Origin of the sequence: Candidatus Phycosocius bacilliformis (assembly GCF_003112735.1) — a bacterium.
GTDB classification, from domain to species: domain Bacteria; phylum Pseudomonadota; class Alphaproteobacteria; order Caulobacterales; family Aquidulcibacteraceae; genus Aquidulcibacter; species Aquidulcibacter bacilliformis.
The window spans coordinates 72,569-86,160 of the sequence record NZ_BFBR01000008.1; the positions used below are offsets into that span (position 1 = coordinate 72,569).

Genomic DNA, 13,592 nt, shown 5'->3' on the forward strand with positions numbered 1-13,592 from the left:
ATTCGATTGAGTTGCGGGGCGTGACGACACGCTCCGCTTGGTTCTCGTCATGAGAACGGGAGACTGGGTTCTATGAATCAAGACGTGATGAATATCTTTGGCCCCCAGGCCATTGCCCCACAATTCGACAATATCCGCATTGCGCTGGCCAGCCCTGATCAGATCAAGGCTTGGTCCTATGGCGAAGTGAAAAAGCCTGAGACCATCAATTATCGGACCTTCAAGCCAGAGCGCGACGGTCTGTTCTGTGCGCGCATCTTTGGACCAATCAAGGACTATGAGTGCTTGTGCGGCAAGTATAAGCGCATCAAATATAAGGGCGTCACCTGTGAAAAGTGCGGTGTGGAAGTCACCCTGCAACGCGTCCGGCGCGAGCGCATGGGCCATATCGAACTGGCAGCCCCTGTTGCCCATATTTGGTTCCTGAAGTCCTTGCCATCGCGCATCGCGCTGATGCTCGACATGGCGTTGAAGGACGTTGAAAAGGTCCTGTATTTCGAGCGTCACATCGTGATCGAGCCTGGCATCACGCCCTTCACAGAGCGTCAGCTGATCGATGAGAACGAGCTTTATGAAGCCCAAGACACCTATGGCGAAGATAGCTTCACGGTGGGCATTGGGGCAGAAGCCGTGCGCACCATGCTGGAAGCCATCGATCTGGAAGAGACTGCCAAGCAGATCCGCATCGAAATTTCAGAATGCACCACAGAACTTAAGCCCAAGAAGCTGGCCAAGCGGCTGAAGCTGATCGAGGCCTTCATCAATTCGGGCAATCGTCCTGAATGGATGATCATGACCAATATTCCGGTTATCCCGCCCGAACTGCGCCCATTGGTGCCGCTTGATGGCGGCCGGTTTGCAACCTCGGACCTCAACGACCTCTATCGTCGGGTGATCAACCGCAACAACCGCTTGAAGCGCCTGATCGAACTGCGTGCGCCAGACATCATCGTGCGCAACGAAAAGCGCATGTTGCAAGAATCCGTCGACGCTTTGTTCGATAACGGCCGTCGCGGTCGCGTCATTACCGGTGCCAACAAGCGTCCGCTGAAGTCCTTGGCCGACATGTTGAAGGGCAAGCAAGGTCGCTTCCGTCAGAACTTGCTCGGTAAGCGCGTCGACTATTCGGGCCGTTCGGTGATCACCGTGGGTCCAGAATTGAAGCTGCATGAGTGCGGTCTGCCCAAGAAGATGGCTTTGGAATTGTTCAAGCCCTTCATCTATCAGCGTTTGGACGCAAAGGGCCTGTCCAGCACGGTGAAGCAATCCAAGAAGCTCGTGGAGAAAGAGCGTCCTGAAGTGTGGGACATTCTCGATGAAGTCATTCGCGAGCATCCTGTGATGCTGAACCGCGCGCCGACCTTGCACCGCTTGGGCATCCAAGCCTTTGAACCAAAGCTGATCGAAGGCAAGGCCATCCAGCTGCACCCGCTGGTCTGTACCGCTTTCAACGCCGACTTTGACGGCGACCAAATGGCTGTGCACGTGCCATTGTCCATCGAGGCCCAGCTTGAAGCGCGCGTCTTGATGATGTCGACCAACAACATCTTGAGCCCTGCCAGCGGCAAGCCGATCATCGTGCCGAGCCAGGACATTGTTCTGGGTCTTTACTTCTTGTCGATTGAACGCGATGGCGAAGTCGGCGAGGGCAAGGCCTTCCGCGATCTGGGCGAAATCGAAGCCGCCCTTGATGCTGGCGTCGTCACCCTGCACACCAAGATCAAGGCCCGCTATGTTGGCGTGGATGATGAGGGCAAGTCTGTGACCCGCACCATCAACACCACGCCAGGCCGCTTCATGATTGCCGACTTGTTGCCGCGTCACCCCAAAGTGCCGCCTACCATCGTCAATCAGCTGATGACCAAGAAGGAAGTCTCCAACATCATCGACCAAGTCTACCGCTTCTGCGGCCAGAAGGCGACGGTGATCTTTGCAGACCGCATGATGCAATTGGGCTTCAAGGAAGCTTGCAAGGCCGGCATTTCCTTCGGCATGGCCGACATGGTGGTGCCACCTGAGAAGGAAGCCATGGTGGAGGCCACCCGCACCAGCGTGGAAGAATATGAGCAACAATATTCTGACGGTCTGATCACCAAGGGCGAGAAGTACAACAAGGTGGTGGACGCCTGGTCGAAATGTACCGACCGGGTTGCCGACGCCATGATGGAAGAAGTCTCCAAGCTGCGTCCTGGCCGTGATGGCAAGACCTTGGAGATGAACTCCGTTTACATGATGGCCCACTCCGGTGCGCGGGGTTCGAAGAACCAGATGAAGCAGCTCGCCGGGATGCGCGGTCTGATGGCCAAGCCATCGGGTGAAATCATCGAGACGCCGATCATTTCCAACTTCAAGGAAGGTCTGACGGTTCAGGAATACTTCAACTCCACCCACGGTGCGCGTAAAGGTTTGGCCGATACCGCATTGAAGACCGCCAACTCGGGCTATCTGACCCGCCGTTTGGTGGACGTGGCGCAGGACTGCATCATCACCGAAGAAGATTGCGGAACATCGCTGGGTATCGAGCTGCGGGCCGTTACCGAAGGGGCTGAAGTCATCGTGTCGCTGGAACAGCGCATTCTGGGCCGCACGCTGGCCCAAGATGCGGTTGACCCGCAAACCGGTGAAGTCCTTTATCCACAAGACACTTATGTGGATGAAGACATTGCCATTGCCATTGAGAAGGCTGGCGTTCAGGCCATTAAAGTGCGCTCGCCACTGACCTGTGAAACCCGCAACGGGGTGTGCGCAACCTGCTATGGCCGCGACCTGGCCCGCGGGACCCGCGTCAATCATGGCGAAGCGGTGGGCGTCATCGCGGCCCAGTCGATTGGTGAACCCGGGACACAGCTCACCATGCGGACCTTCCACATTGGTGGGGCCGCGCAGGTGGCCGATACGAGCTTCATGGAAGCTGGCCTCGATGGGGAAGTGCGCTTCATCAACCGCGCCACCGTCAAGCGCGACGATGGCGATCTGGTCTGCTTGAGCCGCAACATGGTGATTGCCGTCTATGATTCAGAAGGCAAGGAGCGCCAGTCGTTCAAGCTGCCATTCGGGGCGCGCATTCGTGCCGAAGACAAGGCCAAGGTGACCCGCGGTCAGCGTCTGGCCGATTGGGACCCGTTTGCAACCCCAATCGTCACCGAAGTCGGTGGCCGCGTGAAGTTGCAAGACCTCGTCGATGGTGTGTCGGCACGCGATGAGCTTGATGATGCCACCGGCATTTCATCCAAGCGCGTGATCGACTGGCGCGGCTCGAAGGCCAATAACGACCTGCGCCCGGCGGTTGCGCTCATCAATGAGGATGGCAGCTATGTGAAGCTCGCCAATGGTGCAGATGCGGTCTACACCTTGCCAATCGACGCGATTTTGTCGGTCAGCGAAGGCGAAGCCATCGGTCCGGGGGCCACCTTGGCCCGTGTGGCAACCGGTGGGGCCAAGACCCGCGACATCACCGGGGGTCTGCCGCGCGTGGCTGAATTGTTCGAAGCCCGCCGTCCGAAGGATCATGCCATCATCGCCGAGATTGATGGCCGGGTTGAATTCGGCAAGGACTATAAGAACAAGCGTAAGGTGTTGATCATCCCTGATGATGAGACGCTGGAACCCGCAACCTATCTGATTGCCAAGGGCAAGCATTTGTCGGTTCAAGATGGCGACCGGATTAAGCGCGGCGAATATCTGCTTGATGGCAACCCAGCCCCACAAGATATCTTGGCGGTTCTGGGTGTGGAGGCCTTGGCCGAATATCTGGTTGAGGAAATCCAGAAGGTCTATCGTCTCCAAGGCGTGGGTATCAATGACAAGCACATTGAGACCATCGTCCGCCAAATGCTGCAGAAGGTGGAAGTCACCGATCCAGGCGATACCGACATGATCAAGGGCGATGCCATTGATGAAGTCGATCTGATCGATGAAAACGCCCGCATGAAGGAATTGGGCCTGCGGGAAGCCACCGCAGAGCCTGTGCTTCTGGGGATCACCAAAGCCTCGCTGCAGACACGCTCGTTCATTTCTGCCGCCTCGTTCCAGGAGACCACCCGCGTCCTCACCGATGCGGCTGTCAACGGCAAGTACGACACGCTGGAAGGCTTGAAGGAAAACGTCATCGTGGGTCGTTTGATCCCAGCCGGTACCGGTGGGGCCTTGCGTCGTCTGAAGGCGATTGCCGCCTATCAAGACGCCGATGCAGCCATTGAACAAGAAGCGGCGATGGAACCATTGCCTGCCGAAGTTGCTGGCATGGACATTGTCGACTTCGGCACCGAATAGAGCCATACGGCTTTGCCAAATCAAAAACGGCCCCGGAGCACTCCGGGGCCGTTTCATTTTGTCTGGGTGCGGCGCTTTTGTTTTATGACCCGGAAGGCGAAGGCGAGCGGATATCAGTCGATGAGCTGACCGCCGATGCAGCAACCCTCAGAATATTGAATAGCCACCGTCAATAACCAGCGTGTCGCCAGAATGATAGGCCGAAGCAGCGCTTGCGAGATAGACGGCGATTCCACCGAAATCCTCTGGAGTGCCCCACCGGCGGGCCGGGACGCGGGGAATAACCTTTTCTGCGAAAGCCGGCGAATTCTGCGCCATTTCGGTCATGTCGGTTGCGATCCAGCCCGGCAGAATAGCATTGGCCCGCACGCCATAACGGGCATGCTCAACCGCGATCGACTTGATCATTGAGATAACCGCCCCTTTGGTGGCGGCATAGGCCTCGTTGCGTGCTGCGCCTTCGATGGCTGCCAAGGAAGCCACCCCCACCAGTGATCCACCCGGATCACCTGCTTTGGCGCGCGCCACCATGTGGCGGCAGGCTTCGCGCAGGGTGAAAAACACGCCATCGAGATTGACAGCCAGGGTCTTGCGATAGGTTTCGGTGCTCATATCGACGAAGCTGGGTGCACCATAACCGACACCAGCATTGGCAAAGACCGTATCGATCCGCCCCATTTGTGACGCTGTATCTGCCATAGCTTGGACAACGGCTTGTTCGTCAGCCACATCGACTTCCCAGGCTTTTGCATGGACACCATGGGCTGAAAGAACTTCGACCGCGCTCTGATTGGCTGCAGCCTTTCGGCCCCATACGGCAACATCCGCTCCTGAACGCGCCAAAGCCTCTGCCATACCAAGGCCGATGCCCCGATTGCCGCCTGTAACCAAAGCGACCTGTCCTGTTAGGTTGAAGGGTTGATAAGCCATAATGTTTCCTTCCGCGTGCCTGAGCTTTTGGTCATAGCTTAGAGCAAGGCTTGCGACGCGCAATCAAGCAGTGCAATGCAGGCCCGTGGGTTGGTGCCGAAACATCCTTGTAAATCCGCCCCAATGGTGCGGCTGACCACAGTAGGGTGGTTTGTGCTATAACTCTAAACTCGCTATGACGCGGCCCATGTCATATTCTACGTCGCAGCCAGAAACCTTCGCGCCAGTGGACCGGTCCGGCCCCGCCCGCATCAGTGTCGTGGTGCCTTGCTTCAATGAAGAAGAAGTCATTGCCATGTCGCATGACCGCTTGAAGGCCGTTCTGGCAAGCCTTCATCAGACCCAAAATCTTGATTATGAGTTGATTTATGTCGATGATGGCAGCCGCGATCAGACCGCTGCCAAGCTGGCCGCAATTGCAGCGGGGGACGCACACGTCGGTGTTGTAATGCTGTCGCGCAATTTTGGTCACCAGCCAGCGGTAACAGCAGGCCTCGACCGGGCTTCTGGTGATTGCGTTGTGATTATTGACGCGGACTTGCAGGACCCGCCTGAGTTGATTGCCGACATGGTGGCCATGTGGCGGGAAGGCCATGACGTTGTTTACGGCCGTCGTACCGACCGGGAAGGCGAGAGCGCCTTTAAACTTGGGACTGCTCGTTTGTTTTATCGTGGCCTTAACATGCTGTCGGATGTTGAGATTCCCCTCGATGTTGGCGACTTCCGTTTGATGGATCGCCAAGTGGTCGATTCTATTTCCCAGATGAAAGAACGCGACCGATTTTTGCGTGGCATGGTCAGCTGGGTCGGGTTTCGCCAAGCAGCCTTGCCTTATCGACGGGCGGCACGTGCCGCTGGGCAGAGCAAATATCCGTTGCGCAAGATGATCCTGTTTGCGCTTGATGGCATGTTGTCATTCTCTTTGGCCCCATTGCGCTTTGTGATCATGTTGGGACTCGCCATTTTGGTGCTGGCAGGCTTTGGGATTGTTTATGCCATCCTCAACCGATTGTTGACTGACCAGTGGGTGAGTGGGTGGACCCTGTTGTTCATTGCCGTGATGTTCATGGGCGGGGTGCAATTGATGGTGTTGGGCATGATCGGAGAATATGTCGGTCGGATCTATATGGCCTCCAAGGAGCGCCCCCTCTATTTGGTTAAGCGCATGATTGGTCTTCATGATCGGGGCTGAGTGGCGACAAAAGGCCATTCTTGGCTTGCGATACGCCATTGCCGGTGGGCTAACCTCGCTTGTGTACATCCTTGTCTATAATCTGATGGTTTATCTGGGGCTGGTGCGCTTCCTGTCGTCCAATCTCGCCTATGGAGCAGCTTTGCTCTTCCAATATTCTGCCCATGGCAAGTTCACTTTCGGTCACAGAACCACACGTCCGGGCACACTGACGCGCTATCTCATCTCCGTCGGGATTGGTCTTTTAATTGCTGCTTTAATCAGCCAAGCCAATACCAAACTCTATGACCTGCCTGACCTTGTGGTTTCAGCCATCGTGATGGTGATCGTGGCCTGCACCAATTTTATCTTATTCAATTTTTGGGTCTATGCTGACCATGCCAAAAGGCCCTAGTGCCATGTCCTCGCCGGGATCCCTGAAGGTCCCCAGACCGCCCGAGGTGCCGCTTGCCTTATTGATTTGCGCGCTGCCAATCCTTGTGGCGACTGTGGCTCTTGCTGCCATTATTCCTCCCGGGCCTGACCTATTGTGGCGTCTTCATCTGGCCGGTCGCATGCTCGACGGGCTGGTGCTGTATCGGGATCTGATTGAGGTCAATCCGCCACTGTGGTTTTGGACGGCTCTACCGGCCGTATGGCTTGGCAAGCTCATGCAGGTGCCGGCCTACCAAGTTCTGATTGGGTTCAACCTTCTGCTCGCCAGCCTATGTGTTGGCCTGCTCTATGTCTTGTTGCGTGCCACAGTGGCGAAATTTGTGGCGACCTGTGTGAGTTTGGCTTTTCTTGCTGGATTATGCCTGATCCCAGTTGGAGATTGGGGGCAGCGTGAACAGGCCCTTTTGGCTGCCTGTGGGCTTTGGACTGCTCTGGTCGCCTTGCGCGCTCAAGGTAAAGAAGTGCCATGGCAAATTGCCGTGTTGGTAGGCCTGATTGGGGCCTATGGTTTTGCGCTGAAGCATTATTTCGTCTTAATCCCGCTGGTGCTGGAAATCTGGCTCGTGGTCCGGTTGAAGCGTGTCTCGTCGCTTTTTCGCCCCGAGACCTGGACTTTAGGAGGTGCGGCCTGCCTTTATGCGATTTTGGTGGCAGTATTCGCCCCTGACTTCTTGACCCGCGTTCTTGGCTTAGTCGCCGCATCTTATGATGCCTATGGCCCTTTGAGCCGCCTCAGCCCGCTCGATCGACTTCTACGCCTGTTGAGCCAATGCAGCTTTATCTTATCGCCCATTTTGGCTCTCATCCTCACCCGACAGCGCCATCCTCTGGCCATGGCTTTCCTGCTGGCAGCTGTGACTTCTGTGGTGATCGTGGTCTTGCAGGAGAAGGGCTGGCGCTACCATGCCATTGCAGCGCAAGGCTTGTCTTTGATGATCCTGGCATTGAGCCTTGCCTTGGCCCAACAAACAGGTGCGCGGTGGCTTCATCTTGTCTTGATCTGTTGTCTAGGCCTGCAGACTGTGTGGTTTGAGCTGCTCCGGCCCATGCATCAACGCATTCTAAGCGGTGGGCAGCCAGTCTCGCCGGTAATGGCACAATTCCTCAAGGCCGAACCGGCAGACAGTCGCATCTTCATTCTCTCAACCGCTCCTGATCTGGCCTATTATCCGCTCGCGCGCGCGGGCCGCACCTATTGGTCGCGTCACTATTCGATGTGGATGTTGCCCGGCCTCCTGACCCCATCCCCTGATCCCCGCCGTGAAGCCATTCGGCAGGCAGAGCTTCGTCGTGTGCGCGCGGAGTTCGTTGCTGATGTCACGTGCTCGGGTCCAGATGTGATTGTGGGTGAGTTGGGCTATCTGCGTAAGCCAAAGCGTCAAGTATTTGATGCCGTTGGTTTCTTGAGTGAAGATCTGCGGTTTAAGGCCTGGCTTGCAACACACTATGTGCGATCTAAACCCGCCGGACGCTATCCCGTCTGGCGACGCGTGGGAGAGCGGCCCGCATCGTGCCTGCCAGTTCCTGACTGAGCCCTTTTGGCCCGTCTCAATCTTGGTGGACGATAACCACCAGCGATACACCCACCGGGAAAGGTACCCGACCGATCAGATGACGTTCAAAGGCGAAGACCGACTCCAGCAGTCGATTGAGGCCATCGCCTGGCATGCCAGTATCGACGGCCTTGCTGCCCGTTAGATTTTTCATCCAGCGCACTGCTGCGATCATTGGGAAAAGCAAGGTGTTGAAATAGCTTATGAAAGCGATCTTGAGTCCAGCAGCTTCTATGACGTGACGCAGAGAGGAAGCTGTATAGCGCCGCTTATGGTGATGCTCCTCATCATGCGGACTCCAAAGTGAGGGCAGGGCAGGAACAGTCAGCAAATAGCGCGCACCGGGTTTGAGTTTGCTTGCTACTGCCTTGAGGGCTGCCACATCATCGTCGACATGCTCAAGCACATCCAGCATCACTGCGAGGTCCAGGCTCTTGTCTTCAAGTGGCAGTCCATCGGGCAAGCGGCCTTCGAGCACACGTGCCTCTGCGCGGGTCGCGGCATAGGCACGGGCCTCGCCATCAGGTTCGATCGCCGTGAGCGTCCCAAAGCGGGCTAGCACGGGCAGGTTTGATCCTGTCCCACAACCGATCTCGGCAATTATCGGGCGGGCCGAGTGGGACTGGCTTGTGGCCATATGTGGCAGGATGCGCTTGGTGATGAGATCGGCGACGATGCGACGCCGCGCGCGATACCACCAATGATTTTCGTCTATGGCTGCCATTTCAGCATAGGCGGACCGTTCCATGATCAGGGCTCCTCACCGCCCTCTACACCGGGCGGACGTGCGTGGCTTCACTAGCAAAGCCCGTGGCTTGTGGGGAAGGCGATGGCAGGACTCGCTGCAAATTTATGCACAATTAGGCCCTTTGACTGCATTTGGGGCAGCTTTTTGCGCCAAATTGCGAGTTATGTCAGCCTGATCTGTTCAGCCTTGGCTTGTGACCTGCTAAGAGGGACACTTCTCCAGCCTCTTCCGGCATCCACTTCAATGTCAGATTCAACCCTGTCAGTTCACTCGGCATGACCATTACGAACGCACTTTTGTCGGCAACTCGCCCAGCGTCGAAAACGCAGGTGACCGCCACGATCCTGTTTGCGATCGCCTTGGCTTTAGTCATGGGTGTGGGTCTATGGTCCATGCTGACGCTGACGCCAACGGGGGATATTGTCTGGCGGCTCTATGTGGCCGAACAATTGGCCGAAGGCAAAGTCATCTATCAAGATGTGATCGAGACGAACCCACCCTTATGGTTCTGGGCGGCTTTGCCTTGGTACTATACTGGCAAGCTTTTGGGCGTTGCGCCCTACCAGGTGCTGGTGGTGGGGGTGATTGGTCTCGCTGGCGCGGCAATCTGGACCTTCAATAGCCTGACCCGCGACCTTCTGGCTCGGGGTGAGCGTCAAATCCTACTCTTGGCATTGGCCACCTCTTATCTGATCCTGCCTCTGGGGGAGACGGGCCAGCGCGAACATGCCTTCATGATCGCCGCGATCTTATGGACGGCGCTGGCAGTAGCCCGCATGGAGGGCAAGCCGATTTCATCGCGCGCGCTACTGATCACATTGGCCTTTTCCACTTATGGATTTGCACTCAAGCACTTCTTTGTGCTGGTTCCCATTTTGATTGAAGGATGCATGTTGGCACGTTTGCGCCGTGCCTATCGGCCCATTCGATTTGAGACCTTAGGGCTTGGGTTGGCAGCCATCCTTTATGGCTTCGCAGTGGTGGTTTTTGCCCAAGACTTCTTCTCCCGCATGGTGCCAATGGTCATGGTGGCTTACGCCAATTTCGGCCCGGTTATGCAACTGGCACCCAGCCACCGTCTCGGCTTCATCCTAAACTCGACCAGCTTTGCCCTGGTCCCATTCGTTTTGGCATTGATTGCTTGGGATCGTCGCCCGCTCACCTTGGGTTTATTGGTGACATTGACAGGCATGTTATTGGCAATCTGGCTGCAAATGAAGGGGTGGCGCTATCATATGCTGGCCGCCCAAGGCGTGTCGGTTCTTCTGGTTGTGATGATCGGCCTACATATGGTGGCACAAAAGCGCTGGTTTGTGGCGATTTTGGCTGCCATGGGACTGGCCTTCTTGTCGCACCAAGCGATTTATAAGCCGATCCATCGTGTGATCCTGACCAAGGGCCAGCCCGTATTTCCCACCTTGCGCAAATTTATCATGAATGAGCCGCAGGATGCGCGGATCGCGGTTTTGTCTATCTCGCCCGAGCATGCTTTCTACATTGTACGCATTCTCGATCGTCCGATCATTTCTCGACATTATGGCATGTGGATGCTGGTCGGCTTAGAGGCACCTCAAACAGATCCTGCGAAAGAAACCTACCGCCGGATGGAACTTGACCGAGTACGCCGCGAATATATTGCTGATTTGACCTGTCGTCCGCCGGATGTGGTGATTGAAGAATATGGTCGGGTGTTTGCCAATCGGTTGGTAAGTTTCAATACCTTGACCTATCTTCGCGAAGACCCTGATTTCGACAGTTGGTTCGCCAAACATTATCGTTTTGATAGGCCTTTAGGCTATCGCCAATTCGTCTGGCGCCTGAAAGCGGATCGCCCGCACGACCAATTGTGTGAGCGTAATCCCTGATTTGGACGGATAGATTGGCCGTCGAAACAGGCTTAGATTTGCGGGTTGATGAATGCGGTCTGTGCGCTTTGCCAGATGGCATGGCCTCTGTGAATAATGTCCACCGTCTTATCCCACAATGCGTAATCGGCTAACGCCGCAAGGGCGACGAAACGGGCTTCGGTTGCATCATCACCCGCCCTTGCTGTCCCGCTCCGATAGGTCGCAACATAATCAATCAACACATAATGACGGTGGACGATTCCAGTTGTTCGGCTGGAAAAAATACCATCCACTGCATCTATCAGGCCAAGAATATCGGCCTCAATAGCGGTTTCTTCATAGAGTTCGCGCAAGGCGGCAGATACCAGCGTCTCGCCCCATTCCAGTCGACCGCCAGGGATCGACCAGTCCCCCGCCCGGGGTGGATTGCCGCGTCGGATCAATAAGACGCGCCCCTGTTCATCAAAACACACAATACCCACAGCCGCTATTGGGCTGTTCGCAGGGGGTGGGGAAGGGTTTGCTTCTAAGCTCATGAAGATGTGCTAGCATGGAAGCCATGTGTGGACGATATGCAGTGACATTGCCGCCCGACGCGATGGCTGACCTTTTCGGCTCAGCGGATCGCCCCAACTTTCCGCCGCGCTGGAATGTGGCCCCGACGCAAATGGTCCCGATCGCGGCGATTGGGCAGGCTGGAAATGTCCGCCTGTTGCAAGCGCGTTGGGGGCTGCGCCCAGCGTGGATGGTTAAAGACCCGCCAACAGGCCCCCTCTTCAATGCGCGGGGCGAGACGGTGGCTGACAAGCCTGCATTCAAAGTCGCCTTTGCCCGCAAACGCTGCCTTGTGCCTGCGGATGGATTTTATGAGTGGCAGCGGCAGGAAAAGTCGCGCACGCCATTCTTCATTTCCCGTGCCGACGGGGCAACTCTGGCTTTCGCTGGACTATGGGAGGCGACTAAGGATGACGCAGGAGAGCTTCTTCTGTCGATGACCATTGTGACCACAGCGGCAGCGCCTGACTTTCAATCCCTGCATGACCGTTTCCCCGTGGTGCTGGAGCCAGCTCAATGGCAGACTTGGCTGACAGCGGACACACCAGCACAAAGACTTAAATCCCTCTTGGTCGCCCCGGAAATGGGCGTAATGGTGGCGCGTCAAGTCAGCGATCGTGTCAACAAGGTCAGCCATGATGATGCCGACTGCGCCCGGCCAATTGCTGCGGGACTGCTCTAACGTCCACTTGGCGCGCCAAGGTCTGAAAAACTGATACGCGCGCTACAGACATTTGCCAAATCTGGGTTAAACTCCAAATGCATATGACTGGAATCAAACCGGATTTTCATGCCGGTCCTCGGTCGCGCGCGGGGGGAAGTCGATGGTCGACAACAGCAAGCCAGAACGGCCCGTCGTCACACGCGATGTGTGGTTTTTGTTGTTTGTGGTCGGTACCGCCTTTATGGCCAGCCGTTATGATTTCCAGCTTTCGACCTTGGCCTTACCCCAATTCCAGCAAGCCTTTGGCTATGATGATCAAACCTCAATTCTGATTGGCACCATCGCAAAAATGGGGGCGATCCCGGCGGTGATTCTAACCCTGATGGCAGATCGAATTGGTCGTAAGCCTCTGTTCCTGATGGCGATCATTGGCTTTTCGGCTTCGGCTTTGTTGACCGCCGTGGCGCAAAACCCTGTCATGTTGGCCACTGGTTTGTTCCTCACCCGCTTATTCACCATGGTGGATGAATTGCTGGCGGTTGTTTTATTGGCCGAAGCGGCACCACCGCAGGCGCGCGCGTGGATGCTGGGTCTCTTGTCGCTTCTTGGTGCCAGTGGTGACGGCTTGGCCCTGGCTATTTACGGTGCGTTTGCGAGTGAACCAGATGCTTGGCGCTGGATGTATGCGGCCGGCGCCATCCCCGCGCTGCTATCCATTGTCTGGCGGTTAGCCTTGCCCGAGAGCGCCGCCTTTGTGGCTGCAAGCCAGTCGAGCCAGTCAGATCCGCTGACTTTGATCCGTCAACACCGCAAGTCGGTCTTGTTGATCGGCCTAGCTTATTTCTTGTTTTGGCTGCCGATTTCGCCCGCTTTGACCTACAATTCGCAATATCTGCAAGGTTCGGCCGGCTGGGCACCAGGGCAGGTGGCATTGATCTCTTTCCTTGCAGGAACAATTGGCCTTTTGGGCACCTTTGTTGGCGGGAGGCTGGCTGACCGTTTGGGGCGCAAGCCGGTCGCACTGGTGGCCACTTTTCTGACTGCTTTGGGCCTATCTGGACTCTATTTTAATCCCAGTTTCCTTTTTGCCGGGGCAACATTATGCCTGGGGTTGATGGCGTGGTTTGCCGCTTCAGTAGCGTTAAGGGCGTGCATGACTGAGCTTGTGCCGACAAAGGCGCGCGCCACGGTGGCGGGTACTTCTGAAATCGGTGCCAGTGGTGGTGCCATCGTCGGGGGCGGACTTGTCGCGCTCTTGATTCCTGTTGTCGGCGGGCTAGGCCCGGCCTTGCTGGCCGTCTTGCCGTTGGTCATCTTGGCCTTGATCGCCATCGCCTGCCTTCCTGAGACCCGAGGCCGTAACCTGACCGAGGCGGATATGGACTGACTTTGGCAC

The 13,592-nt window shown here is 56.4% G+C and carries 10 protein-coding genes; 7 read left to right on the forward strand and 3 right to left on the reverse strand.

Going from position 1 to position 13,592, the window contains the following annotated elements:
• Positions 1-72 precede the first annotated feature (72 nt).
• Complete coding sequence (rpoC, locus tag PbB2_RS12705; RefSeq protein WP_108985707.1) at positions 73-4,272, forward strand: DNA-directed RNA polymerase subunit beta'; 4,200 nt, start codon at positions 73-75, stop codon at positions 4,270-4,272.
• 147 nt (positions 4,273-4,419) lie between these two features.
• Here the strand turns inward: rpoC and PbB2_RS12710 are convergent, their stop codons facing one another.
• Positions 4,420-5,202: an SDR family NAD(P)-dependent oxidoreductase gene (locus PbB2_RS12710; RefSeq protein ID WP_108985708.1), complete on the reverse strand. Its 783-nt coding sequence runs from the start codon at positions 5,200-5,202 to the stop codon at positions 4,420-4,422.
• A 187-nt stretch (positions 5,203-5,389) separates the two neighbouring features.
• Between PbB2_RS12710 and PbB2_RS12715 the strand changes: the two genes are divergently transcribed.
• The 3 genes from PbB2_RS12715 to PbB2_RS12725 are packed head-to-tail and all read left to right on the forward strand — an operon-like array spanning position 5,390 to position 8,361.
• On the forward strand, positions 5,390-6,394 hold the full coding sequence (locus tag PbB2_RS12715; protein ID WP_108985709.1) for a glycosyltransferase family 2 protein: 1,005 nt from the start codon (positions 5,390-5,392) through the stop codon (positions 6,392-6,394).
• Positions 6,381-6,788, forward strand: coding sequence for a GtrA family protein (locus PbB2_RS12720; RefSeq protein ID WP_108985710.1), 408 nt, complete (start codon positions 6,381-6,383; stop codon positions 6,786-6,788). Before PbB2_RS12715 ends, PbB2_RS12720 begins: the two co-directional genes overlap by 14 nt.
• Positions 6,763-8,361, forward strand: a complete 1,599-nt coding sequence (locus PbB2_RS12725) for a hypothetical protein (RefSeq protein ID WP_108985711.1) — start codon at positions 6,763-6,765, stop codon at positions 8,359-8,361. The genes PbB2_RS12720 and PbB2_RS12725 overlap by 26 nt, the downstream gene beginning before the upstream one ends.
• Before the next feature lie 16 nt (positions 8,362-8,377).
• Here PbB2_RS12725 and PbB2_RS12730 read toward each other — a convergent pair whose 3' ends face one another.
• On the reverse strand, positions 8,378-9,130 hold the full coding sequence (locus PbB2_RS12730) for a class I SAM-dependent methyltransferase (protein ID WP_108985712.1): 753 nt from the start codon (positions 9,128-9,130) through the stop codon (positions 8,378-8,380).
• A 275-nt stretch (positions 9,131-9,405) separates the two neighbouring features.
• Between PbB2_RS12730 and PbB2_RS12735 the strand changes: the two genes are divergently transcribed.
• Entirely contained in the window at positions 9,406-10,995 is a 1,590-nt protein-coding gene (locus tag PbB2_RS12735) for a hypothetical protein (RefSeq protein ID WP_108985713.1), read from the forward strand.
• A 32-nt stretch (positions 10,996-11,027) separates the two neighbouring features.
• Here the strand turns inward: PbB2_RS12735 and PbB2_RS12740 are convergent, their stop codons facing one another.
• Complete coding sequence (locus tag PbB2_RS12740) at positions 11,028-11,513, reverse strand: NUDIX hydrolase (protein WP_108985714.1); 486 nt, start codon at positions 11,511-11,513, stop codon at positions 11,028-11,030.
• A 23-nt stretch (positions 11,514-11,536) separates the two neighbouring features.
• Between PbB2_RS12740 and PbB2_RS12745 the strand changes: the two genes are divergently transcribed.
• Both PbB2_RS12745 and PbB2_RS12750 read left to right on the forward strand, forming a co-directional pair.
• Positions 11,537-12,214: an SOS response-associated peptidase gene (locus tag PbB2_RS12745; protein ID WP_192576329.1), complete on the forward strand. Its 678-nt coding sequence runs from the start codon at positions 11,537-11,539 to the stop codon at positions 12,212-12,214.
• A gap of 142 nt (positions 12,215-12,356) precedes the next feature.
• Complete coding sequence (locus PbB2_RS12750) at positions 12,357-13,583, forward strand: MFS transporter (RefSeq protein WP_108985716.1); 1,227 nt, start codon at positions 12,357-12,359, stop codon at positions 13,581-13,583.
• Positions 13,584-13,592: the final 9 nt, after the last annotated feature.

Bases quoted from the DNA above. Each gene is read 5' to 3' on its own strand.
- rpoC (WP_108985707.1), top strand. From the start codon at position 73: ATGAATCAAGACGTGATGAATATCTTTGGCCCCCAGGCCATTGCCCCA.
- PbB2_RS12710 (WP_108985708.1), bottom strand. From the start codon at position 5,202: ATGGCTTATCAACCCTTCAACCTAACAGGACAGGTCGCTTTGGTTACA.
- PbB2_RS12715 (WP_108985709.1), top strand. From the start codon at position 5,390: ATGTCATATTCTACGTCGCAGCCAGAAACCTTCGCGCCAGTGGACCGG.
- PbB2_RS12720 (WP_108985710.1), top strand. From the start codon at position 6,381: ATGATCGGGGCTGAGTGGCGACAAAAGGCCATTCTTGGCTTGCGATAC.
- PbB2_RS12725 (WP_108985711.1), top strand. From the start codon at position 6,763: ATGCTGACCATGCCAAAAGGCCCTAGTGCCATGTCCTCGCCGGGATCC.
- PbB2_RS12730 (WP_108985712.1), bottom strand. From the start codon at position 9,130: ATGGAACGGTCCGCCTATGCTGAAATGGCAGCCATAGACGAAAATCAT.
- PbB2_RS12735 (WP_108985713.1), top strand. From the start codon at position 9,406: ATGACCATTACGAACGCACTTTTGTCGGCAACTCGCCCAGCGTCGAAA.
- PbB2_RS12740 (WP_108985714.1), bottom strand. From the start codon at position 11,513: ATGAGCTTAGAAGCAAACCCTTCCCCACCCCCTGCGAACAGCCCAATA.
- PbB2_RS12745 (WP_192576329.1), top strand. From the start codon at position 11,537: ATGTGTGGACGATATGCAGTGACATTGCCGCCCGACGCGATGGCTGAC.
- PbB2_RS12750 (WP_108985716.1), top strand. From the start codon at position 12,357: ATGGTCGACAACAGCAAGCCAGAACGGCCCGTCGTCACACGCGATGTG.